This is a genomic window from Dulcicalothrix desertica PCC 7102 (genome assembly GCF_003991905.1).
Taxonomy (GTDB): Bacteria; Cyanobacteriota; Cyanobacteriia; order Cyanobacteriales; family Nostocaceae; genus Dulcicalothrix; species Dulcicalothrix desertica.
In genome coordinates, this window is record NZ_RSCL01000026.1 from 107244 (window position 1) to 131971 (window position 24728).

Annotated in this window: 22 protein-coding genes; 13 read left to right on the forward strand and 9 right to left on the reverse strand. The window is 39.6% G+C overall.

Annotated elements, in window-relative coordinates; genetic code table 11:
- Nucleotide 1 precedes the first annotated feature (1 nt).
- The gene (locus DSM106972_RS39905; protein WP_127085891.1) at nt 2-1483 is read left to right on the forward strand and encodes a GH3 family acyl-acid amido synthetase; all 1482 of its coding nucleotides are present in this window, start codon (nt 2-4) and stop codon (nt 1481-1483) included.
- 60 nt (nt 1484-1543) lie between these two features.
- Nucleotides 1544-2098: a hypothetical protein gene (locus DSM106972_RS39910; protein ID WP_127085892.1), complete on the forward strand. Its 555-nt coding sequence runs from the start codon at nt 1544-1546 to the stop codon at nt 2096-2098.
- A gap of 463 nt (nt 2099-2561) precedes the next feature.
- Here DSM106972_RS39910 and DSM106972_RS39915 read toward each other — a convergent pair whose 3' ends face one another.
- Together DSM106972_RS39915 and smc are read right to left on the reverse strand one after the other, a co-directional pair.
- Nucleotides 2562-3530: a PRC-barrel domain-containing protein gene (locus tag DSM106972_RS39915; RefSeq protein WP_127085893.1), complete on the reverse strand. Its 969-nt coding sequence runs from the start codon at nt 3528-3530 to the stop codon at nt 2562-2564.
- Nucleotides 3531-3590: 60 nt separating this feature from the next.
- Nucleotides 3591-7268, reverse strand: coding sequence for a chromosome segregation protein SMC (smc, locus tag DSM106972_RS39920; RefSeq protein WP_127085914.1), 3678 nt, complete (start codon nt 7266-7268; stop codon nt 3591-3593).
- A 491-nt stretch (nt 7269-7759) separates the two neighbouring features.
- On the opposite strand from smc, the gene DSM106972_RS39925 reads away from it, so the two are divergent.
- Both DSM106972_RS39925 and DSM106972_RS39930 read left to right on the forward strand, forming a co-directional pair.
- Nucleotides 7760-7954, forward strand: a complete 195-nt coding sequence (locus DSM106972_RS39925) for a restriction endonuclease fold toxin (protein WP_272954048.1) — start codon at nt 7760-7762, stop codon at nt 7952-7954.
- A 34-nt stretch (nt 7955-7988) separates the two neighbouring features.
- Nucleotides 7989-8357, forward strand: a complete 369-nt coding sequence (locus DSM106972_RS39930) for a hypothetical protein (protein ID WP_127085895.1) — start codon at nt 7989-7991, stop codon at nt 8355-8357.
- 168 nt (nt 8358-8525) lie between these two features.
- Here DSM106972_RS39930 and DSM106972_RS56015 read toward each other — a convergent pair whose 3' ends face one another.
- Nucleotides 8526-8603, reverse strand: coding sequence for a hypothetical protein (locus tag DSM106972_RS56015; RefSeq protein WP_127085915.1), 78 nt, complete (start codon nt 8601-8603; stop codon nt 8526-8528).
- Between the two features lie 173 nt (nt 8604-8776).
- Here DSM106972_RS56015 and DSM106972_RS39940 point away from each other — a divergent pair, with 173 nt between their 5' ends.
- From DSM106972_RS39940 to DSM106972_RS39945, 3 genes are all read left to right on the forward strand, one after another.
- Nucleotides 8777-9430, forward strand: coding sequence for a restriction endonuclease subunit R (locus tag DSM106972_RS39940; protein ID WP_127085896.1), 654 nt, complete (start codon nt 8777-8779; stop codon nt 9428-9430).
- A gap of 475 nt (nt 9431-9905) precedes the next feature.
- On the forward strand, nt 9906-10187 hold the full coding sequence (locus DSM106972_RS54225; RefSeq protein ID WP_233787232.1) for a nucleotidyltransferase domain-containing protein: 282 nt from the start codon (nt 9906-9908) through the stop codon (nt 10185-10187).
- The gene (locus DSM106972_RS39945) at nt 10135-10785 is read left to right on the forward strand and encodes a hypothetical protein (protein WP_233787233.1); all 651 of its coding nucleotides are present in this window, start codon (nt 10135-10137) and stop codon (nt 10783-10785) included. Before DSM106972_RS54225 ends, DSM106972_RS39945 begins: the two co-directional genes overlap by 53 nt.
- Here the strand turns inward: DSM106972_RS39945 and DSM106972_RS39950 are convergent.
- From DSM106972_RS39950 to DSM106972_RS39960, 3 genes are all read right to left on the reverse strand, one after another.
- Complete coding sequence (locus tag DSM106972_RS39950) at nt 10771-11148, reverse strand: immunity protein CdiI family protein (protein ID WP_127085897.1); 378 nt, start codon at nt 11146-11148, stop codon at nt 10771-10773. The genes DSM106972_RS39945 and DSM106972_RS39950 overlap by 15 nt on opposite strands.
- Nucleotides 11149-11486: 338 nt before the next feature.
- Nucleotides 11487-11699 (reverse strand): sulfur carrier protein ThiS, encoded by a 213-nt coding sequence (gene thiS / locus DSM106972_RS39955; protein WP_127085898.1) that lies wholly within the window; start codon nt 11697-11699, stop codon nt 11487-11489.
- A gap of 1 nt (nt 11700) precedes the next feature.
- On the reverse strand, nt 11701-12807 hold the full coding sequence (locus DSM106972_RS39960) for a thiamine phosphate synthase (protein WP_127085899.1): 1107 nt from the start codon (nt 12805-12807) through the stop codon (nt 11701-11703).
- A 271-nt stretch (nt 12808-13078) separates the two neighbouring features.
- Between DSM106972_RS39960 and DSM106972_RS39965 the strand changes: the two genes are divergently transcribed.
- Nucleotides 13079-14848 carry a DUF1565 domain-containing protein gene (locus DSM106972_RS39965; protein ID WP_233787234.1) on the forward strand — a complete coding sequence of 590 codons (1770 nt, stop codon included), beginning with the start codon at nt 13079-13081 and terminating at the stop codon, nt 14846-14848.
- A gap of 45 nt (nt 14849-14893) precedes the next feature.
- Here DSM106972_RS39965 and DSM106972_RS39970 read toward each other — a convergent pair whose 3' ends face one another.
- Nucleotides 14894-15679 (reverse strand): hypothetical protein, encoded by a 786-nt coding sequence (locus DSM106972_RS39970; RefSeq protein WP_170213637.1) that lies wholly within the window; start codon nt 15677-15679, stop codon nt 14894-14896.
- A 92-nt stretch (nt 15680-15771) separates the two neighbouring features.
- On the reverse strand, nt 15772-17847 hold the full coding sequence (locus DSM106972_RS39975; protein ID WP_127085900.1) for an S-layer homology domain-containing protein: 2076 nt from the start codon (nt 17845-17847) through the stop codon (nt 15772-15774).
- Nucleotides 17848-18014: 167 nt separating this feature from the next.
- Here DSM106972_RS39975 and DSM106972_RS39980 point away from each other — a divergent pair, with 167 nt between their 5' ends.
- From DSM106972_RS39980 to DSM106972_RS39995, 4 genes are read left to right on the forward strand one after another with little or no spacing between them, the layout of a single operon-like run.
- Nucleotides 18015-19016, forward strand: coding sequence for an ABC transporter ATP-binding protein (locus tag DSM106972_RS39980; RefSeq protein WP_127085901.1), 1002 nt, complete (start codon nt 18015-18017; stop codon nt 19014-19016).
- On the forward strand, nt 19016-19819 hold the full coding sequence (locus DSM106972_RS39985) for an ABC transporter permease (RefSeq protein WP_127085902.1): 804 nt from the start codon (nt 19016-19018) through the stop codon (nt 19817-19819). Before DSM106972_RS39980 ends, DSM106972_RS39985 begins: the two co-directional genes overlap by 1 nt.
- 5 nt (nt 19820-19824) lie before the next feature.
- Nucleotides 19825-21375, forward strand: a complete 1551-nt coding sequence (locus DSM106972_RS39990; RefSeq protein WP_127085903.1) for a GldG family protein — start codon at nt 19825-19827, stop codon at nt 21373-21375.
- A gap of 10 nt (nt 21376-21385) precedes the next feature.
- Nucleotides 21386-22015, forward strand: a complete 630-nt coding sequence (locus DSM106972_RS39995) for a DUF4340 domain-containing protein (RefSeq protein WP_127085904.1) — start codon at nt 21386-21388, stop codon at nt 22013-22015.
- Between the two features lie 34 nt (nt 22016-22049).
- Here the strand turns inward: DSM106972_RS39995 and DSM106972_RS40000 are convergent, their stop codons facing one another.
- Nucleotides 22050-22385: a hypothetical protein gene (locus DSM106972_RS40000; RefSeq protein ID WP_127085905.1), complete on the reverse strand. Its 336-nt coding sequence runs from the start codon at nt 22383-22385 to the stop codon at nt 22050-22052.
- A 1055-nt stretch (nt 22386-23440) separates the two neighbouring features.
- Between DSM106972_RS40000 and DSM106972_RS40005 the strand changes: the two genes are divergently transcribed.
- Entirely contained in the window at nt 23441-24574 is a 1134-nt protein-coding gene (locus DSM106972_RS40005; protein ID WP_127085906.1) for an IS630 family transposase, read from the forward strand.
- Nucleotides 24575-24728: the final 154 nt, after the last annotated feature.

Genomic DNA, 24728 nt, shown 5'->3' on the forward strand with positions numbered 1-24728 from the left:
TATGAATATATTTATACAAATTTTTGGGAAAATTATTGCACCTGCTGCAAATAGATTTAATCGCGCGCTGAAAAAACCAGAAATCACGCAAAAAAATCTCCAAAAAGAACTTTTTCGACGTTTTACTCAAAGTGAATATGGAAAATCTTTAAATATTATACACTGGCGCCAAATACCTATTGTTGAGTACCAAGATATTGAAAGCTGTATAAACAACCTGACTTCTGAACCAATTATTTTTTACGAAAAAACATCAGGAAGTCGGAGTGCAGCAAAATTAATACCTTATACAAAAGCTTTGCGTCGTTCGTTTAATCATATGTTCTGTGTTTGGGCACATGACTTAATTGTCAATGGTCCAAAATTCTCAACAGGAAGAATTTACTTTTGTATATCACCACAGTTAACTCCACCCGCAGATGTTACAACTTTACAAGATGACTCTCAATATCTTGATGGTTGGTTACGCGCTATTCTCAGCCATTTTTTAGTGTCACCTCCTGGAATACAGCATATACACAATGCTGAAGAATTTAAACACAAACTTTCTCAAGCGCTACTACTCGCAGAAGACTTAGAAATTATCTCAATATGGAGTCCTAGTTTTCTCAAAGTCATTCTTGACTATATATACTCTCATCACAAACAACTCGCTGAGTCGTTAAAAACTAAAATATCAGCCGAACGCTACAACTTACTATTGGCGCCACCAGAATATAGTAAACTCTGGCGCCATCTCAAACTAATTTCATGTTGGGACAGTGCAAACGCTGCGGATGGCGCCCAAACATTACGAAAGCTTTTCCCAGGTGTATTAGTACAGGGTAAAGGACTTTTAGCAACTGAGGCGCCAATGACTATTCCCCTGATACCAGCGAAAGGATGTGTACCAATGTTGGATGAAGTATTTTTCGAGTTTGAAGACGAAAAAGGTAATATACATCTTCTCCACGAACTTAAAAAAGCAGAAGTATACGAAATTATTATTTCTCAAAAAGGTGGGTTATACCGTTACCGTATTAAAGACCGAGTTCGCGTTACCCACTTTTATCACGCTACTCCTTGTCTAGAATTTATAGGACGTACACAAGAAATTAGTGATTTAGTTGGAGAAAAACTGCACTCTGAGTTCGTCCGTCAAGTACTTGATAATTTACCTTTGGCTGAAACCAACTTTAAAACTTTCATACCTACACACATCCCAACAGCCAGATATATCCTTTTACTAGATACAGCGAATACAGATACGTTGGAACTTGCAGAAAAATTAGATACACTGCTGCAACAGTCTCCTCAATATCGTCATGCAAGACTTTTGGATCAACTGGCGCCAGCTTCCATAATAGTAAATCCTCATGCGGCTGAAATTCTCAGTTTACATAAAACACGCGAAGGAAAAAAATGGGGTGACTTGAAACATGATATTTTGAATACGGTGCCTATTAATAGAGAATTATTAAGCGAATTGAGTAATGTTTTTTAGAATACTTGTTATAAGTACAAGAATTTAAGACACTAGCCTGTAACGTTTAATTAGTTACATATGAATTTGTTGAAGAATACAGGCGTTGCTTTAGGCTTGTCACTTATTACAGGCACCAGTCAAGTTACAGAAAGCACATTCGCTATACCAACCAAACCTCAGCAAACGGCACAATCAACATCAAAAATTAAATCTAACGCAGTTTTTGCGCCTATATTGCCTAAATTAAAGAAAAATAGCAAAATTGCAATCTTACTACCTAAGCAAATTCCTGGCTCAGAAAGCGAAAATAAATTATACGCAGTTGTTGAAACCGCAACACCTAACAAGTATGGAATAATACTTGGATTTACTCCAGATTGTAATGGTGGAACAGCCTGCCGTTATGGTTTTGTCGGTGCTGAATCTGTTACAAATAAAACACCACGTCAAAGAGGTAAAGTTGTATCGTTACAAAATCGCACAACTGCTTATTTTACAGAATCACAATGTGGCGCCAATTGTTCTGATGGAATATTAACTTGGCGCCGAAGGGGTGTTCAATATAGTGCTGGTTTAAAAGCTGGTAAATTAAACGATGTGTTACAAATGGCTAATTCTTTTGTGGCGCCGTGATGTAGAGGCGGATTAACTTGCTCTGACTGCGGTTATAACAGACTCTATCAGTAAGTCTCCTGTTTTAACACGTAAATCTTAAATTGCTTGGTTAAAAATTGTAACAGCATGGATTTTTAGAATTATAATTAATGTCTCTATCTATATAGTGACATTATATTTATATTAATAATATGACGCATTAGAAGACAGTTCTAATACCTAGCAAAAAATATACTTAAATTTCATTAATTTTGTAATATTAAACTTAACGACTTTTTAGTACATACATATTTAAATAATAAGGCAATGGCGCCTAAGAATCAATATGCCATAGAAAATTTCACTTATCTTGTGAAATGTATCTTGTGGGATGGGCATCCTCGCCCGTCCGAAAAAGTCCGGACTCAAAAACTCCCAAAAAGTCCTAAAATTGAAAGAACAGGCAGGGATGCCTGTTCCACAAGAGTTTTTCAACCTGACCTTACTCTTCGTATTCGGGTTGTTTTTGTCTGACTTTTTCGGGGATGTTCAGGGGGGTTGGCGCCTCGTCGTCATCCCAGGCATCACGGTCTAGGTCTTCGTCTTCGTATTGTATGACTGGTTTTGGTAGTTCGTAACTGGCTGATTTTTCGTATTTATCTTTGCCAGATGCTTCACTCCAGTTATCGTCTTCGTCGTCGTCATCGTAGCGGGGTGCTGGCTCATAACTGGCGCGCGCTTCCATGACTTGGCGCCTTGGTGCTGGTATCGGTTCGTAGTCGTCTTCGTCCCATGCTGGTTCTTCGACTCTTTCGGGAGCGCGAACTTTTGCCATTGGTGCTTCGAGTGGTATACCGCTGGGAAGTTGTTTGTCTGCGGCAACTGTACGAGGTTGAGCGTAGTATTCTTCGTCACCGCTTCTATCCCAAGGCGCCCGACCAATACCCAAGCGTTCGAGTAAACCTACAGATAATTGTGTGAGACGTTCTTCGGCGCCTTCAAATACAATTAAACGGTTTGGGCCTGTGCTGACAATTTCTTCGATTGATAGTTCGTATGTGCTTAAAACTTGTTCGGGTAGTTGAGGTAGTCCTACTGATGCAATAACTATTGTTAATAGTTTGCCGTTTGCTGTATCAAATTTAAAGCCGCGTACTCGACCCAAAGCTTCACCTGTTTCGGTGATAACTTCCCAGTTGACGAGATTACTATAAGCTTCAACGTCAATATCTTCGATTGCGTCTTCGTTCTCTACTAAGATGACGTCAGCGATTTTTCTGATGCTATCTAAGTACATGTAACGGGGCACACCGGAAACGGAAATCAGGCTATCTCGTAGGCTAAATGCCACAACCTCGCGTTGGTCAACGTCTACCCATACCTGACTAATAATACCGAGTCGCCTAGCGTCGCTGGTGACTACCTGTGTGTTTAAAATATCCGAGCGTCTAATAGTTTGTTCTGAGGTCATTCTAATACCGAGTCCTGAATCTCGAATCCGGTTAATCTATACACTATTATTAACAAAAACTCAAGCCGATGTATGTTCCGATTTGAGCTTGATTCCCAAAACTTGAGTATAAGCTCCTCTCGCTTGAGTTACGCCGATTGTGCGTTCGGCTGATTCTATCATTGGGCGCCGTAAACTAACAACTATAAATTGTGCAGATTGCGCCTGTTGTTTAACCATTTTAGCTAATCGTTCTACATTTGCTCCATCTAAAAACATATCTACTTCGTCAAAAGCATAAAAAGGTGATGGACGGTACTTTTGCAGGGCGAAAATAAAGCTTAATGCTGTTAAAGATTTTTCTCCCCCCGACATTGAAGCTAGACGCTGTACAGGTTTACCTTTGGGATGTGCCACAAGGTTCAAACCGCTGATGAATGGGTCTTCGGGGTTATCTAATTGTAAATAACCATCACCATCTGAGAGTGTTGCGAAAATTGATTGAAAGTTTTCATTTACAGCATCGAATGATTCTTTAAACGCACGCTGACGCAATGTAGTGAAATTTTCAATTCTAAATAGTAGTTCTGTACGTTCACCTTCTAAAGTTTCGAGTTTTTGCGTTAATTCCTGCAAGCGGTTTTGGGTACGGTCGTATTGTTCGAGCGCGAGCATGTTAACTGGTTCCATTGCTTGCATTCGCTTGCTGAGACTTTTGAGTTCTTTTTGCAGTTCCTCTAAATCGACCGTTACCGGTACTTCGGGTAATGGGTTAGGTAAATCTGGGGCAATCGTTCGCAACTGCTCTTGAACATTAGTTAGTTCTTCTCGACGTGCGAGTTGAGACTCCTGTAATTTTTGGACTTCCCACTCAAGTTGCTGCTGACGTAATAAATGCGCGCGTAGTTCTGCTTCGAGTGCATCGCGTTTTTTCTTCTCTTCCCCTAGGTTTGCTTCTAATTCAGTTAATTTAGCGCGTGTTTGTTCTATAGAAGTGCTGAGTGCGGTTAATTCTGTAGAGACGCGATTAATCGCGTCTCTACAATTGGTTTGGTCTTGTTGGTATTGGGTTATACGTGTTTCTGATTCCTGAATACGTTCTGTTAAACGAGTAAACTGTGATTCCAAATTAGTTAAGCGCTGTTCGGCTTCACGTAGTGCGGTTTCCCGTTGTTTTAATTGTTGCTCGTTATTTTTGATGACTGCTTGGACTTGCTGCCATTCGCTTGGTGTTTGTTCTGCTTCTAATGTTGCTAAAGTTTGCCGTAACTGTGCTAATTGTTCTTCTTGACCAGGTAATGAGTTATTTAATATTTCTAAGCGCGATTGAGCAGTGGTAAATTTGTTTTGGTTTTGTGAGAGTTGAGATTTTGTACTTTCTACTTGTGCTGTTAAGGTTTTAACTTCACGCTGTAGCTGTTCTAACCGCAATTGTTGTTCACGTTTGGCTTGACGACTTTCTGTTAATTCTTGTGACAATTGCTTGACGCGGGCGCCCATTGATAAAATTGCATCGCTACATCTTTCTAAAACGCGCTCAATCTCTGTTAAACGTTGCTTTAATAATCTTACTTCTTCGGTTTCTCCTGTTTCTGGCGCCCCAAATCGTAATTGCGAACGTTGTCCAGTACTACCCCCGGTCATCGCTCCACTGGGTTCGAGCAATTCTCCATCAAGAGTAACTATACGATATCTACCTAAATGCGCGCGGGCTTGGTTTAAAGTTTCAAAAATCACCGTTCCACCAAACACATAACCAAAAACATCGCGGTAACGGTTCTCTGTCTCAACTAAATTAACTGCTAAATCAATAAAACCGTTTGCATTCCGTAAATCACTAACAGATGGTGTTCTTGCTGCTTGAATTTTATTCAATGGTAGAAAAGTTGCCCTTCCTGCACGACGCTGTTTGAGTAATTCAATCCCAGCGGCGCCTACAGAGTCATCTTCTACTACAATATTAGCCAATCTGGCGCCAGCAGCTATTTCTAAAGCAAGCTGATACTGTGGTTCTACTCGTCCTAACTCGGCAACCAGACCGCAAACCCCAGGTAAACCCGATTGTAATATTAACTTACTGGCGCCTGTTCCTTGGGCATCTTGTTGTGCTTGTGCTTGCGCTTCTAGTTTATCTAATTGCCTGGTTTTATCACGCTGTTCTGCTAAAAGACGCTTTTGTGTTTCCTGCTGTAACTGTAATTCCTGCTCTGTTGCGCTAAGGTTTTGTGCTAATTCTTGAATTGGTTGATTTGAACTATTAAATTCTTCTTGAATTGAATTTAACTGACTTTGTTTTTCAGCTAATTCTGGCTCAATACGCTGTAATAAATCGCTTTGTTCTTGAATTTGTGTTCTTAGCTGTGAATTACGCTCGCTTAACTGCGCTTGTTCTGTACGCTGCGGTTCGAGAGTTTGTAGCAAAGTCTCTACTTGACGGTTAAGTGCAGTTTGCTGTTGTACCCAAGCTTCAGAAGCTTCGGCAACTTGAGCAGCAGTTTCGCGAGATTCTTCTAAAGCTGTTTGAACTAACGCGCGTTGCTGCTGACAATATAATATAGATTGTTGCTCTACAGTTTGCGCTTCGGTAATTTGCTGCAAGTTTTTTCTATGCTGCTCAATTTCTAACTGTGTAGTTTGTAACTTTCTAGAAGTTTCTTGCTGTGCTGCGTTTAACTCACTAGCTCTGCGAGTTAGCTGTTTTCGTTCAGCTTCCTGGTTTGCTAGCTGTGACTGTGCAGCTAATAACTCTTCACCACCCAAAGTTTTGAGGAGTAAGTTGAGTTCTTCGAGTTCAATATTTTTTGCAGCAATTTGATTATTTACATTGGTCAACTGCTCAGTTAGCTCTAAACTTTGCTTATCTCCAGCTTGAATTTGTGTTTGTAAGCGTTCCTGCTGATTTTGTAACGTTCGCCATGATAATACAGCTTCCCACTTTTGCTTTTCCAGAAATTCTACACGAAATTTTTGATATCTTTCGGCTTTAGCTTTATCTTGCGCTAACCTTTCGCACTGCGCTACTAACTCCGACTCAATAATGCGGCAATTATCTTCTTTTTCTTTAACTTCCTCTAAAGTCTTTTTCGCTTGGTTAATTTTTCTATCGAATGCTCCCACACCCGCTAACTCATCAATAATTTCTCGACGCTCGCGTGCGTTCATCGAGATAATACTCGTAACGTCCCCTTGGAGTACAACATTATAACCTTCAGGGTGAACCCGCAGCCGTTCCAGTTCTTCATGTAACTCAGTTAAAGTACAAGAAATACCATTTATATAATAGTTAGAAGTATAAGTACCTTGCTGCGTTACACGTAATCTTCGCGTCACACACCAATCTTCACCCGGTTTCGCGCGAATTTTTTCCTTACGGTTTTTATCGTCTTCGCTAACTTCTTCTTCCTCTGGTTCCTCTTCTTCCGGAGGCAGCAAGTCGTCTTCAATAACCGTAACAGTTAAATCTTCATCTAAAACAGCATCCGGTTCATGGTCAGAAAGGTCAAAGGTAACGGTAACACTAGCTTCAACCGTCGAACGTCCTTTTGACACTTGTGTTGTATTAACCAAATCAGGAAGTCTATCTGCACGCATCCCTTTAGAACCTGCCAAACCAAGGCAAAACAGTAGCGCGTCCAGAATGTTCGACTTACCAGAACCATTGGGCCCAGATATGACGGTAAAACCTGTCAATAGAGGAACTGAAGTTGTGCCGCCGAACGATTTAAAATTTGTAAGTTCAACGCGCTTGATGTGAACCATAAGCGGGTATTTGTCTTGGGTAGGTGTGTGAGGAACGTGTTTTAGTGGCGCCGCTTCCAAATAAAATTTATTCAAGCGAGCCAATAAGGTATAAGTGTACCAACTATAGTGATATTTGCAACAGGGAAATATTATAATCAAAGAAAAATTTTTGTGAAGCTCCAACCCCTCCCCGTAATAAGGACTTCAGTCCTTACCCTGACTGCCTCAAACTTTAAACCATAGCACAAAGCCTTGTAAATACTACAATATTATTCAACCCATAGGAAATTTCCAATAATTAAATTAATCATCTTGTGGAACAGGCATCACGAACTGTTCTTCATTTAGGGCGGGCATTTATCAGTCAGGGCGGGCAAGGATGCCCACCCCACAAGATATTCCTATAATTATGTTAAGATTTATGTATAAAGTAAAAATAAACCTTAAGACTTCTCCGTCATTTAGTACTATTTAAGTCTATTTATAGAATTAAAATAATCAGTGGTGCTGTGACCTCAGAAGCATTAATCCAAGCCAAAGACTCGGAATCAGCAATTAATAAGCCTTATAACTTTTTGAATAAAAAAACACGCAAACAAATCAAGGAAACAATAAGGTTAGCGTCGGAATTAGGAAAGCGTGCGGAATTTTGGTTCCAAAATAAACCACATCCTGAAGTTCGTAAATATATAGAAGATAGGTAAGGAATCGTTATTGTATGGAGTAAGGAGTAGTATTATGTCATACTTTTTTTCCCTACGTGGTTGGTTAGAAGCCGAACCAGAAAAGTTTGATAAAGCAACTCAACTAATAGAGTCATTACAGCGTACTTATGAGCAAGATAGTAAAATGGGTTTTTATCTACAGGGGTGGTCTTGGAATAGAAACCCCATAAATTGGACAGCTTATTTATTTTACGGCGCCGACGTAACTGAATCTGGTTTAGAATTATTTGAAGATACACTAGATAAATTAATCAATACACATCTCAATTTATCAGGGTATTTTCATGCTCAAGGAGAGGATGGAGAGAGAAATTTAGTTTATCACATTACTGATGATGAATTAAGTACAAAAGTCAGTGACGTATTAGTGAAAGTGACGTAGGGTGTGTGACGCTACGACAAAATATCACTGAAAACGATAAGACCTGTAGCGTCACGCACCGACTATAAATAATGCCTGTTAATAATCTTTATTTTACCACAGAGACCACGAGAGAAACAGAGTCAGACAAAAATAGGCGCCATTTTAGACTGAGAAAACTTTTTAATCCTACCAAAAAGACCAAATTTTAGATTCAAGTAAAACCTGAGCAAGATTTTTTAACGTTTGTACACCCTGGTCAACAATATCGTAACAATATTATTAGCTACTTCCCAAAGTAATCTTTCGTAATTTACCTGTATATTATATTGAATTAATAAAGCATCTATCTCACTTTTGTGAAGATTCATTGTTGTAGCTAGAAAAATATTTCCCTATTGGTACTATTATATCATACAGGTAGGGAAAGGTTTTAGACAATGACTACAACCCTTGATGCAAGTAATCTCACGTTAAATCAAGTCAAAGCGCTCTTAAAATTTCAATCAACTTTTAACAACTCCTTTACGTCTTTGTTGACTTTGGAACCTTTAACTGAATCTGAGCAGGAGGAATTAGAGGAAATTAGGAAGTTGTTTGACTGCTACTATGGAGATGGAAAAATTAGTGAAGGGCAAATAAGATTTTTATTTTTGGCGCCTCTACTTAGACTAGCAGGATTTTATATTCCTCGCATTAAAATACTTTTAGAAGAAAAAATCGCCGATATCTTAGTAGAAGATAATGACAGGCTGATTAAAGGGCGTATGGATATATTAGCTTTAAATAGACAGATCGAAGAAACTGAAGTAACGCCATTTTGGGTTTTGGTTATCGAAACCAAGAATAGTAGTATAAATGCATTGGAAGGATTACCTCAATTGCTTACCTACGCATATGATGCGATTAAAGAACAATCATCAGTGTGGGGGTTGTGTACAAATGGTATGGATTATCAATTTGTTTATATTCAGCAAGCAAATTCACCTGTCTACCAGTTATTGCCAAAGTTGGATATAACTCGTGCTAGTTCATCTGTTGAATTGCTACAAGTCCTCAAAGCTATTCGCAAACAGTATTTTGGCATGAATTAACTTGCTATTGGTTTGGGGGCGCCATAAGTGCCTTGTTTGAGGTAGGCGACACGACACCCGCTTTATAAGAAAGAAATATTTGAACTAATAATCTTGACTATAAGAACTGGTTATGAAAAGCTATGTCTTTGTGAAGATTGACAGAAATGCATAAGAGTAGGCACAGTTGTATTTATAAAGTTAAGTAAAGGTTATTTAAGAATTAAGTCTTTTTAATGTGTAAGAATACGCAGGTTGTTATTGTAAGTACATCGTCAAAAATTCATGGTATTAGAAATATGAACTCATCAAATCCAGGTCAATTGGGTGTTTCAATCGCTATGGGTGTTGCTGTAATGTTGACCAGCGTCAGCGTTATTACGATTATGAGCATGTTTTAAATAACTGTATCAACAATCATTTTGGTCATAAAACTTAATAAAGCCTCTCTCTTCACTGAGGGAGGCTTTTACATTTACATATATATAAGATTTTTATGACTGATAAAGCTCAATACTTATTGGAATTACTAAAACGTAATGTTAAAGCTTATATTGCCAACCCGAAAACGAAAGCTGTAATGGTTACAGGTTCCGTTGCAGAAGGTTTATGTGATGAATACTCAGATTGCGATGTGATGCTTTATTACGATGAATTGCCTTCTGAAGAAGAATTGCGCCTCGCGCGTGAGCAAAATCAAGGTGTAGAGTTAATTGGGGTTTTGGGTGATAGACAAGAGGGCGCCGAGGAGCGAGACTTTCGTTGTAAACGGGGTTGAATGTCAATTCGCTCATGCGACGATAGCACAATGGGAAAAAGAAATTTCAAGCATCTTAGAAGAGTTTGATGTTAAATCTCCTATTATGAAAGCGATGTCAGGAACGCTGGTTGGGATTCCGTTGTACGGGGAAACGTTGATTGAGCAGTGGAAAGCAAAAATTGCGGATTTTCCGGATGGACTCGCGCAAACAATGGTCGAGCATTATCTCAAGTTTGTACCTATTTGGGGAATGCAGTCTAAGCTTGCGAAAAGAGATACAACGCTTTGGTACTACCAAATAATGGTTGAATCATCCCAAAATCTTCTTGGTGTGTTATCTGGATTAAACCGCTTGTATTATTCAACGTTTCAATTTAAGCGGATGAACAGATTTATTGAGCAAATGGAGATTGCCCCTGTTAATCTTGCCTCTCGTCTCGAAGGTTTGTTTAATCATGAAGCTACCATTGCAGTTGATGAACTTGAAGCATTAGTTCAAGAAACTCTAGAACTTGTGGAGATTCATATGCCCGAAGTTGATACTTTTAAAGTAAAACGGAAGTTAAAGTGGAGACAGCAACCGTGGAAACAGGCGCCTTCCTCAAGCCCTCTCTAGCTGCTCTCTCTGTACCCTCTGCGCCTCTGTTAATTCACTTTCATCTGTTACAATTTTCCCCAATATATCGCTAAAATAAACAACTTCGTAATTAGGTGCCAGTTCTATTTGCAGTTGCTTCCAAAGTTTAATTGCCTCTTCATCAAAATCTGCTTCTACTTCTGGGCTAGAAAAGCCAGGTGAGTTTGTGGGGTCATCCCAGTTTAATGTTGTGTTGTAAACTGCTGCCCATTTATACAATCTGCTTATAGTTTCTTGACTTAAAGGCAGTTTTGCAGGGTCGATATTACCAACTAGGTCTCCCGATGCCCACCATAAAGGGTAACATCCGTAGTCTGCCATTAGTTTAATTTTGGTTGACATAGATGTTTTAATTGATTTTATATTAAATTTTAGAACAGACGTGCTATTACAAATTTACGTCTCCACAGTCCTTTAGTTTATACAGATTTTTTCCAATATATGTATACGAACAAAACTCTATGTAATGTTACGTTAGAAATAGCACGCATCAGTTTATTAGACTTAATCTTTTGTAAAACAGAACTCAAGTATAAAAAATGTCATCCTCGTTAATAATTTATACGAGTTCTTAATAAGCAATTGCATATTTTTGGTCGTTCATAAATTTGGTAAAAATCTTAAAGATGCTTCGTTCCTCAGCATGACAATAGTGTGGATTTTATTCGTTTGCGGTAGAGTTAACCTCCGCCAACAATTGTGACTATTTCTAGGTTGTCGTTGGCTTTGATTTTTGTGGTTTCCCAGTGTTGTCTGTGTAAGATTTCGCCGTTGTATTCAACGGCAACGAGACGGGGGTTAAAGCCTAGTTGTTGAAGTAAGTCAGGTAAAGGGGTTTGCTCTGTACATGTACGGGGTTCGCCGTTTACCTGAAGTGTTATTTGCTTTGACATATTACTTGCGTTCAGATTGAATGCGGTTCAACTGCGATAGTAAATATTGTGTTACTAAGGTTGGTTGTTCTGCTTGCATTAAACTTCGTACTACTGCGACTCGACTGGCGCCTGCGTCGATAACATCATTAATATTACTAGTATCGATTCCACCAATCGCGAACCAGGGTATTGTGCTATGCTGGGCTGCATATTGTACATATTCTAAACCCGCTGCGGCTTTCCCTTCTTTGGTAGGTGTTTCATATACTGGCCCTACACCGATATAATCGGCGCCATCTGCAATTGCCTGTTGCATTTCTTGCGGATTTGTGGTAGAACGACCTATCAAGCGCTGTGGTCCGAGTAGCTGACGCGCTACTGAAATGGGCATATCTTGTTGCCCTAAATGTACTCCATCTGCATCTACCGCTAACGCTAAATCAACGCGGTCATTGACTATAAACAGGGCGCCGTAATTGCGACATAAATCTCGTAGTGATACAGCTAAATCAAGACGTAGCGTATCGTCGGCATTTTTGTCACGGTACTGTATCAAAGTCAATCCACCTTTAAGTGCGGCTTCGACGGTTCCAATTAAATTTTCTGACGGGGAGGTTACAAGGTAAAGACGCGCACGCAAAAGCATTTGATGCCGCTCATAACCCATTAAATTCGTTTCTAGGGTGTAAACTCGATAACGCATCTGCTTAAAAGCAATTCCCATATTGGAATTGACGAGCTTGCCATACTCTTCTAAAACTCGCAACGCTTCTTGAACGCGACAAAAGTTAGCTTGCAAAAGTGCCCTGATACCAGAACGTGTTTCTTCTTGTGGGTGAGTAATTTCTGTCCCTGTATCACATAAAGTATCACGCGCTGCACGTAATTCAGCAGTATGCCAACTAGCGATTTCTTGCCGTAGTTGCTTGCATTCAGAAGTCATTTGGACGTTGTTTAACCCAAAGCGACACCATTCTTCTATGACTCGCAACCCTTCGCGCGCACGGTCTAAGTTAGCATCTAAAATGCGGTAAACAACTTGCTGTATCTGCTGTTTCTGGCTGTATGGCTCGACCATTACAACAACCCCATTAGTGCTTTCATCGTAATAGCCAGCCTGTTTCATATTGGCAACGTGTTTCGCATTCGTGTAAAGGTTTGTTATCGTCTTCAAGTTAATAAACGCAGGTTGGCGAAACCCAAAGATATAAGCAAAGTGCTTACCTTCCTACTTTGTATCAAAAATAGCCAATTGGTCAATATGTCCTCTGGTTTACTTGACTCCGTAACTTTACGTAGTCAAGAATAAAGAGTTTTAAAAACTATGTAATAAACATCATCGACATATTGACAATAAAAGTATAAAAAAGTCTTGTTGGTTAAAGGAGTGCAAAAAATTGATTAACTCTTACTCTTTCCCTAAATCGTCTCGGTCGGGCAATTTGCCAAATAGTTCCGCATTTTGTCATTATCCATCATATTGGTTCCTCAAAATTAACGAGATTACTTCGGTATTCCGTTCGTCAGTACTATTACTTGGCTTAACCATTACTGTCGCATCGACTATATTGTCAAGCGCTTTTTCTAGCACTGCCGTTGCTCAAACTCAATCGTCGCAACTTAGAACAGTTCAGGGTGAACAAACAATCTCTCAGGTTAATGTCCTATTTGTCAACCCAAGTGCTGGAGATGACAAAACCGGAAATGGGAGTGAACGTACTCCATTTAAGACTATTACCCAAGCTTTGCATGTTGCAGCGCCACAAAGCACGATTATGCTTGCTCCTGGTACATATACTGAGCAAACAGGTGAAGTCTTTCCTTTGATACTCAAACCAGGAGTTTCTATTCAAGGCGATGCTAGTACTAAAGGACGCGGTATTGTAATTCAAGGTGGCGATGATTATCTTAGCCGTACCTTTGGTAAACAAAACGCTGCAATTGTTGGCGCCAATCAAGCATCTATTACTGGTATCACAGTAATGAATCCCAAACCACGTGGATACGGGATTTTGATTGAGTCAACCAACCCTACAATTAGTGAGAATACCTTTGCAGGCAGTACCCAGGACGGAATTTCGATCACAGGTAATGCCACACCAGTTATAAGCAAAAATTATTTTTATCAAAATAAAGCAAACGGACTGACAGTTTCTGGTTTTGCTCGTCCCGAAATTAGAGATAATATTTTTCAACAAACAGGATTTGGTATTAATATTGCTCAAAGCGCGGAACCATTAATTATTGGTAATCAAATACAATTCAACCGAGCAGGAATTGTTGTCCAAGCATCCTCACGTCCGAAATTGCGTAATAATTCAATTCAAAGTAACCGTGAAGATGGGTTAGTCGTAATTGCTCAAGCAGTACCTGACTTGGGTAGTGCAACAGAACCAGGTGGTAACGAGTTCCGCAACAACGGACGTTATGATATCAACGCTTCGGCATCGAAGCAGTTATTTTCTGCCGTTGGTAATTCTATAGCAAGTAACCGTATTGCGGGTAAAGTTGATATTAGTGGCAATACAACTCCTGTAGCCACTGCCCAATCTGTTTCAACTCCAACAGAATCTAGTAACGAGATTACGTTTACTGCGCCATCCTCAACTACTAACATTGCCCGCAATAATATTATTAGCAACCGTACTTCTAGACAACCTTTAAACAGTCAGTTAACGCCGTTGCGACCAATAAACTCACAACTTGGTGCATCATTGGCGCCTCAAGTTGCCACTAATGATACACCCCAAATTAATTATGTCCGCATTAGCCCAGAAACTGTAGAATTTACGGCGCCTGCTTCTGCATCAACTCAGCTATCAGCACCTCAACCCTTACAACCCATTCAAACAATCAATCCCAATACCAACACCAACACCAGCAATATAATTCAAATGCCAACATCTACAATGGCGCCGATGCCTAATAACCAGTCGTCACAAATTGCCACTGCATCTACAGGCATAAGATACCGAGTGATAGTACCCACATCAAACGAACGAGACGAAGATGTAATTCGTTTCCTTGCTCCTGGAGCTTTCCGCACTACTGTACGTGGACAAGGAGTAGTTCAAGTGGGAGTATTCAGCAACACTTTCAACGCCGAACAAATGTTAAGAGTTCTTAACAATAATGGCTTGAAAGGAATGATTGAACCTCTGAATTAGTTAGGAGTGCTGAGTGCTGAGTGCTGAGTACTCCTCACTCAGCACTCAGCACTCAGCACTTTCCACTCTGACAATGGATTTTAATTTCGATGCGAAAGATTCAGAGACTTTGGTTTTTTCGGGAGTGAATTGTTCAATAGCAGGGTGATGAGTTGCTGGTGGCAACATTTTGACCAGCTGTGTTGCTACATGGGACTGAGATTTATGTTCGACTAGTTCAATATTTGGTATTGGTGGTCGGCGAACAGCTGTCCAGTCTAGCATTGTATTATTTTTTTCGCCTTGATACGAATTCCCACTATCAGTACGATTTCTATTAGATTGATTATTAGTATCTTTTTTATCTAATTCAACACTCAAGTTGTTTTCGGTTCGAGAATTTTGGATATATGTATTTTGATAGTTGTTCGTTTGGGGAACAGGTGGTAATGCTGGCAGTTGTTGCGATGTTGATGTGGGTGTTGTTAAAATTTGAGGAAATTTGCTGCAAATCAAACGCTCAAATTCCATGTTGAAATGGAACGATGCTTGCCCACGTCGCAACCAAATATTAAGAATTTGCTCAACTGAAATGGCTTTGTATCGACCTTGATATAAGGCTTCTACCACTGCTAAGTGTAGCCAATGCAATGGAAATTGCACCTGCCAGCGCGCGATTAACTCGTTTGCTTTGTAGCCACCTAGGTCAAAACTGTAATGAGTTAATAAGCTTACTGCTAGGTTTGTGTAGTTTCCATAATAGTTCTCGTAGCTGTCATAGTTGTCCGGTATGGAAGCGGACATCTGACTTTCAGCTTTGGGTATTAAGCAGAGATTGGTCTCCCGTCGCATATAGCTGGTTGTGCTTTTAGCTACAGTTAAGTATTTCTAAGTAGTTCTTTTATGTAAAAGAAGTGTTCTTAATTCTACCTGTAACAATGAAATTAAGAAACGATATACGGTGAATTTATTTTCGGTACCCGATTTAAGGCTACTAGCGCTTGGTATACCATAGCTGCTACTTCACCTCGTGTTGCCTCCCGGTTTGGCTCTATTTTTTTGATACTTGGATAGTTGACGACAATATTATTCGCTGTAGCTATAGCCACCGCAGCGCGCGCACTTGAAGGAACTGTATTTATATCGCTGTATAACCCTAAATTATCACGACTGGCGCCTGAAGTCCCAATTCCGCTCACCAACGAAACAATTACTTGTAACCTAAGAACATTTTGGTTGGGTCGAAAGCTTCCATCGCTCAACCCACTCACAAATCCCCCACTCGCAGCCACCTTTATTGCACTATAACCCCAAAACTCTTTCGGTACATCCGAAAATTCCGGTGTAGACCTTTTCGCAACTGGATTAAATGCAGCAGCTACTAGTGCCGCATACTGAGCGCGCGTCATCGGTTTATCTGGTTGATATGTACCATCCGCAAACCCATTCGTTAAATTAATACTCACTAAAGCACGAATAAAGTCTTCTGCCCAATGTCCCGTTAAATCACTAAATGAAGCTACATCCGTCACTGGCGCCACAATATAAGCTGATGCAATCGGTTTTAAATTTCCTTGTGTCACCAAACCTTGACAAATTAATGCAGCAACTTCTGCACGGGTGATATCGCGCATTGGTTGGATTTCATCAGGAGTCGGATAATTTACTACAAGTAAATTCTGTGTGGCAATTGCGACGGCAGAAGTGGCATAACTAGGAATTTGGGCACGGTCACTATATGCCATTAGTAAGTTAGAATTACCACCGCTCAACTTTAACCCGTTGACCATTGATACTAGTGCTTGGACTTTAGTCAAATTTTGCGCGGGTCGAAATGTTCCATCTGGGAAACCGCTAATAAACCCCATATTCGCAGCAGCAGCAATTGCTGGAGCTGCCCAAAAGTCTCGTTTTATATCTGTAAAATTGGGAATTTGGTTTTTTGATTGAATATTAAAGGCTTTAGCTACTAATGCTGCGTATTGAGCGCGGTTGATTGGTGCATTTGGTTCAAAGTTACGATTAGGTAAACCACTTATGAAACCCTTTGTAACTAATAACTCTATAAAAGGCGCCGCCCAATGTCCACCAATATCAGGAAAAAGGCTATTGTCTCCGGTATCAACATCATCACTAACTGCTGCGACAAACTCTACTAGTCCCTTTACTTGCACGGGGTTGACTTGGTTGCCAGCACTATTAATTGTACTAGAAGTGGCATTTTGAATATCAAATTCACCATTGCCACGAAAAATATTTGCTGCTTGGTCTTGTGAGCTACCTAAATCTGGAATCGCGTTACCATTGACCAATAATCCACCCTGCGAGTTGTTCTCTATCAAATTGCTTCGCAGTACTGGACGTGCTTCGCGAGACAATGCAATGCCAGTTTTATTATCTATAAATTTATTACCTGCGACTAAAGGCGCCGAAAAATCACTAATCGCTAAACCCAAACCGTTTTTCTGAAAAGTATTTCGCAGTATCTCGCCTTTACTATTACGTGCTATTACTATTCCACCAGCATTATTTTGTATAAAATTGTTACCTGATATCAAAGGCTTGGCTGTACCACTAACAAAGATTCCCTCTCTACCACAGTTGTTAAATGTACAGTTAGTTATACTAGGTGTGCTGGACTCAATCCAAATACCAGTCCCTCTACTAGTATTATTAGTTACTGTTACACCCGATAGACTTGCGTCATCAAGTAGTAGCAAGGTAATATTCTGGGCGCCGAAACTAGGACTGTTGTATTCACCGCTTCCGGTTATAACAATACCTTGACCGAGAGTAGCTTCATTACCAATGACGATAACCCCTTTCGGTATGACTAATGGAAACTTTTCACCTGCTTTATCGTTGTAAGTACCAACAGCAAGTCGAATTACGGCAGATTTTGCCACTTGCAAGGCACGAGTAATACTTTTATAGGGAGATTGCCGTGACCCCGCATTGGCATCATTTCCAGTCACGGGGTTGACGTAGAGTGTTGCGACAACAAGGGTAGAGTTTACCATAATTTGGAGGGGTTAAGGGGTAAATAAAGAATACCGAGAAAAGAATAAATTATAAACAGCAAAAACATTCAATTTATACTAAAACCCCAATGTCAAATACTTTCCCCTTTACCTCTAGCCTTTATAATTAGTGCTTTAATTATTTCTGGAGATTGCCGAAGCGTAAAATGATTGAAGTTGAACATCTGAGTAAGGTATATGGCTCTACTAGAGCTATTTCTGATGTGACGTTTAACGTCGATAAGGGTGAAATACTGGGATTCCTTGGTCCCAACGGCGCCGGAAAAACTACTACTATGCGGATTTTAGCTGGATATTTACCAGCTACTAAGGGTACAGCACGTATTGCTGGACTTGATGTACACGAAAATTCTCTTTCAGTTCGGCGCCAAATTGGCTATTTACCAGAAAATCCGCCATTATACCCAGAGATGACGGTGGAAGGGTTTTTATATTTTGTTGCGCGCATTAAAGGAGTAAGTGCTGCGCGGAGGAAGGAAAAAGTTGAGACGGCACTGTCCAAATGTAACCTTATAGACAGGCGCCATACAATTATTCGCAAGCTTTCTAAGGGGTACAAACAACGTGTTGGCATCGCACAAGCAATCGTTCATGACCCACCAGCAATAATTCTTGATGAACCAACAGTTGGTTTAGACCCCCGGCAAATAATAGATGTGCGAAACTTAATCAAAAGTTTGGCAGGAGACCACACAATAATTCTCTCTACACATATTTTGCCCGAAGTCAGTATGACCTGTAGCCGCGTTGCAATTATTAACCAGGGTAAAATTGTAGCAACAAACACCCCAGAAAATCTGATGACACAGTTGACAGGTGGTTCGGGTTATGAATTGGAAATTAGGGGTGAAGCGTCTCTAGCTAAACAAGTATTGCAAAACGTTACAGCCGTGATTTTGGTAGAATCAATTCCTACGATGGCAACGCATGGCATGATTTTACCAGAACGAGCTTACTTGCGAGTTGTAACGCAACCAGGAACCGAGCCAGGAAGCGAAATCGCACAGACATTACTGCGTGCTGGATTTGATTTATACGAAATGCGTCGGGTTAGCGCTACCCTCGAAGATGTGTTCTTAAAGTTGACAACTGAAGAAAAAATACAGCCTACCGAATCAGTTGATGAAGTATCGGAGCTATCGAAATAATGGGCATTATATTAAGTAACATTATTGCTATTTATCGCCGTGAACTGCAAAGCTATTTTGTTTCGCCTCTAGCTTATGCCATAGCGGGTATTTTTTGGTTTTTATCTGGACTCTTTTTTATACTGATTTTACAAGATATTCTTCAGTATGTAGCAGGCTTAGATATTCAAGGGCAACAGTTTCAAGTTCCTGTACCACCCTTCGATGTCCCATATCAATTTATTAATGCTTTCCTCGACCGTATGGGGTGGATGCTTTTATTCATACTTCCAATTTTATCGATGGGGTTATATGCAGAAGAACGGAAACGCGGCACTTTGGAGCTACTTGCTACATCTCCTGTTACTAACTGGGCAGTTGCCGTTGGTAAATTACTAGGAGTACTAACGTTTTTTACTACGATGGTTATACCTTTGCTTATATTTGAAGCCATTGTGATTGGTGCTGCGAGTCCACCAATGCCACCTTTGATTTTACTATCAGGTAATTTAGGGTTAATTTTACTGGCAGGGTCTATTTTATCTGTAGGGATGTTTATTTCTTCGTTGACTGACAGTACAATTTTGTCTGCCGTCCTGACGTTCGCTGTCATTTTAATGCTATTGTTCGTTGATTTAATCGCCAAAAACATCGGTGGAACTTTTGGTGAAGCTATAGGTCATTTATCGCTACTCAAGCACTACAACAGTTTGATTCGAGGTGTGTTTGACACTAGTGCAATTATATTATTTGCTAGTTATATGATTTTAGGGGTTTTTCTAACCGCTCAGTCAATTGATGCACTTCGCTTTCAAAGACAATAATAACTATGAAAACTATTGCTAATAGAAAGCTTTGGAAACTGATATATTGGCTATTTTGGCTGGGGCCGTTCCTTGTCACTGCTGGTTTAACGGTTGGGTTAATTTCTGGTTTCAGGGGAGTTGTCCCCCTGGTGCTGCTCATACCTGGAGTTGCGCTTATTGCAGCTTGGATAATAATTGAGGGTCAAAGAAATAATTGGTTAGGGCAACGTTCGACGCAAGCAGGTACTAATGCTCTATTGGCAACGCTTGCTGTTTTGGCAATGCTTGGCTTAATAAATTTTATCGGCGCCCGCTACCATCTAAGGACAGATTTAACGGAAACACAATTATTTAGTCTTGCACCTCAGTCGCGGGAATTAGTACGCAATTTAAAACAACCTGTAAAAATATGGATATTTGATGTAAACCAAAACCCTGTAGACCGTGACCTTCTCGAAAACTATCGGCGCCAAAGTAGTAAATTCGAGTATGAGTACGTAGACCCACAAGCAAAACCAGGGTTAGCGAAACAATTTGGCGTTAAAGAAGCAGGTGAAGTTTATTTAGAAACGAATCAACAACGTAAATTAGTACAAGTAGTGAACCAGAGCGAACGTCTAAGTGAAATTCGTCTGACCAACCGTTTACAACAAATTACTTCTGGCACTTCAGTCAAAGCGTATTTTCTACAAGGACATGGAGAGTCTCAACTGACAGCAGGTGAAAATTCGATATCACAAGCAGCCAAAGCTTTAAATGATAAAAGTTTTACAACAGAACCCTTAAACCTTGCCCAAATATCTGAGGTGCCAAAAGACGCAAACGTTATAGTTGTCGCAGGTCCCAAACGTGCGCTGTTTGATACAGAAGTCAAAGCACTGCAAAACTACCTTAACGGTGGTGGTAATGCTTTATTAATGATAGACCCAGACACCGAGCCTAAACTTGAACCTTTACTCAACGAATGGGGAGTCAAGCTAGATACTCGTTTAGCTGTTGACGTAGCTGGTAGCGAAGCGCTTGGTCCAGCAGTTCCCATTGTCACCGAATATGGAAAACATCCAATTACAAAAGACTTTGGTAATGGTATCTCGTTTTATAGACTAGCTCGTCCTGTTGACACAACCCCTGTCAATAATATTCAAGCAACACCATTATTATTAACTAGACCTTACCCAAGTACATGGGCAGAAAGCGACCAAAAAAGTGAAAAATTAGAATTTAACGAAGGTCAAGACCGTAAAGGACCTCTCACTTTAGGTGTTGCTTTAACCAAAAAACTCTCTACACCAACACCCACATCAGGAGAGTCACGTTTAGTTGTAATTGGAAACTCAGATTTTACTACCGATGGTTTATTTCAGCAGCAACTTAATGGAGATGTTTTCTTAAACTCTGTTAGTTGGCTAAGTCAGCAAGACCAGCAACCTCTTTCAATACGACCAAAAGAACAAAAGAACCGTCGAGTTAATCTTTCTGTAGCTCAAACAGTTCTTTTGCGGTCGTCAGCGCTGTTTATACTTCCTTTTGTTGGCTTTATAGGAGCAGGTTTACTTTGGTGGCAACGACGTTGATGTGGTGGTTATGAAATTACAACGAACGACTTTAGTTTTGATGTTGCTGGCTTTGGGTTTAGGTGGCTTTGTCTACTATTATGAAATTCTCGGCGCCAACCAGCGTTCTGAGGTGAGTGAAAGTCAAAAGCGAATTTTTAATTTTACTGCCTCGGATATACAGTCGCTGACTATTACAAGAGGTAGCGATAATATTATTTTAGAACGCAGTGGTACCCAGTCACCTCCAAAATGGTTACTCAAGGCGCCTCAAACTTCACCAGCGTCAGATGCATCTGTGTCATATTTGACAGATTTACTCGTAAAAGGACAAATAAATCGAACGATATCAAGCCAAACTAGCCAATTGAACGAATTTGGTCTAGACCAACCACAAGCGACTATAGAAATCAAACTTAAAAATCAACAAACTCATAAGTTAATTTTGGGTAAACTTGATTTTAGTAATAACTTTTTATATGCTCAAATAAACTCTAGTCCTCAATCAGAAAGAATAAATGTACTATTAGTTTCCAAAGACTTTCAAAACGCTGTCAACCGTGATATATCAGAGTGGACGCAAGCTGGAGATAATCCTGGACAATCGTCTCCATTACCATTGCCAACTTTTAATACATCATCTCCCACTCCTAAAAATTGAGTAGAGAGACTAACCAAGTAAGCATCCCTACAGGTTAATTTTTTTCTTTTTGAAACTTAGAAGAATTAGAAATTGAAAATGACAGAGAATCTGTCAAGTTCTTTTTAGAATTAATATCATCAAGTTCTTTAGAATTCGACAAATCTAATAACAAATTTATTAGTTGTTTGTTTTTCTTGTGAAATTTCAATAGTTCTAAATACGCGAAAGGTACTGTAATCGGCCACAAAATGGTAGCTAACACCAAAATAAAGGTTGAAAGCGAGCGCATTTGCGGACTCATTTCTTCGTCTTCTACAAAGAAGTCGAGCCAGCGTACAAAAAATAACCCTGCAAGCAATATATAAAATACTAATAACAAATAAAGCATGATTAAAAAAAGCTATTGTAACTTGGCGCTCGGTAGATACAGCACTAGTTTTTATTTTTACATTAGGCTGAAATAATTTAGAGTTTAACTCACTGAACTTATACGTACCTTTTACTTACCTAACCCTCGGTCTTTGATTATACTAGCATTCAATCGCCTCAATTACAGAATGACAAAATACATATTCAATTGTAAACGCCTTTTTGCAATATTGCAGGCGCCTGCACTATAGAAAAGTTCATCTCCGTAATTGGTAAGAAGATATTCAGTTAAAGTTCGTAGATTCAATGAATAATTAGTAGCGATTATTACCTTTTAAAAAATAAAAATAATTCATAAAAAATATTGATAAGTAAACATTATTAATAAAAATGGAGCAAATACTTAGTTGCTATTACTGAAAATAGCAAACTTTTTGTTTCAGTTTATGAGCAATTATTCGTAAAATAGCTTATATATTTAGTTTTTTAATGTTTAATTAATTTCGTTTATTCAGCATAATTACTTAAAAATCATTTACTTTAATAAAATTGCTCTGTAATATTACGTAGGGTGTGTAACGCCATAACAATATCTCAACGAAGTGAATAATTTCGTAGCGTTACGCACCAAAAAGATTAGCAACGGATGTTAACGGATGTAACGGATAAGTAATCTTAGATAACAAAATCTATATTTTTGACGAATAACTCATCTGTTAAATCCGTTGTATCCGTTGCGCTCCCTACCCACTAAAACTTATGAAACAAACCAAAGCGTGGTTTGTATCATTAATTTTGGGGTGTTGGTTTGCAACGGATGTAACGGATGTAACGGATGATTTATTTGCTACAAACTTGCATCCAGTTATTTAAAATTACTTATCCGTTACATCCTAGAATCATCCGTTGCCAATTTTCCTACACTCCAAAACTTATGATATAAACCACTAATAGTCCGTGTCATTAGTTTTGGGGTGTTGTGCTATACTTTTAAATATATAACAACACAACTAAAAAATACAAGCATATGAGCCTTCGGTGCCGCTTGCTTATATTATAAGATCAACTGGGTGCATGAATAAAAAACATAAAGTGAATCTAAGCGACGACCAACGAGTACAGCTACTTGATTTTGTCAAAAAAGGTAAGGCTGGCGCCAGGGAAATTCGCCGCGCGCACACGCTACTAATGGCGGATTCCGGTAGTACAGACGAGGCGATTGCAAGAACTCTACATACATCTATAAATACAGTCTCTAGGACTCGTCAACAGTTTTGTGAAGAAAATTTAGAATCAACATTATCTGAACGTCCACGTAGCGGAAAACCGTCATTAGTTACGGATACTCTAGAAGCTTATTTAATTGCAACAACTTGTAGTAAGGCGCCAGAAGGCAGTGGATGCTGGACACTGAAAATGTTAGCCGACCGAATGGTTAGCTTAGAAATCATAGACACCATAAGTACATCGACAATTAGTCGCACACTTAGAAACATTGATTTAAAACCTTGGCTTATTGAGCAATGGTGTATACCACAGTTGAGTTCAGAATACGTATACAAAATGGAAGACGTTCTAGATGTTTACGCGCAACCGCCAGACGCGCGGCGCCCATTAGTTTGCTTTGATGAAAGATTATGCTTGTTAATTGAGAACGTTCATGAACCAATACCTCCCAAGCCTAAAACAGAAGACAAACCAGGACAAAAAGAAAAAATAGATTACGAATACGAAAGAAACGGAACCTGTAATTTGTTTGCGTTTTTGGCGCCACACTTAGGTTGGAGACATGTTAAAGTTACCGACCGCCGCACAAAAGTAGATTTTGCTTACTGCATGAAAGAGTTGGTAGATGTTCATTTTCCAGAAGCGGATGTAATCAAATTGGTGATGGATAATTTAAATACCCATACAATCGGCGCTTTATATGAAGTCTTTGAACCAGCAGAAGCCAGAAGGATTGCCCAAAAACTAGAGATACACCATACACCGAAACATGGTAGCTGGTTAAATATGGTTGAATCTGAGTTATCAGTACTAGTGCGCCAGTGTTTAAATCGAAGATTACCAAATATTGAAACATTAAAAAAAGAAGTCTCTATTTGGGAAGAGAATCGTAATGAAAATCAGGTTCGTGTTAACTGGCGCTTCCGAAAAGAGGACGCTAGAATTAAGCTCAAAAGGGTTTATCCTACACCCCAAAACTAATGACATGGAACACTAGTGTTCCATGTCATTAGTTTTGGGGTGTAGAGTTAAATCCCCCCAACCCCCCTTAATAAGGGGGGCTAAGAATAGCTCTCTTGTTCCCCCCTTATTAAGGGGGGTTAGGGGGGATCAAAAATCTGCGTCAACACATCAA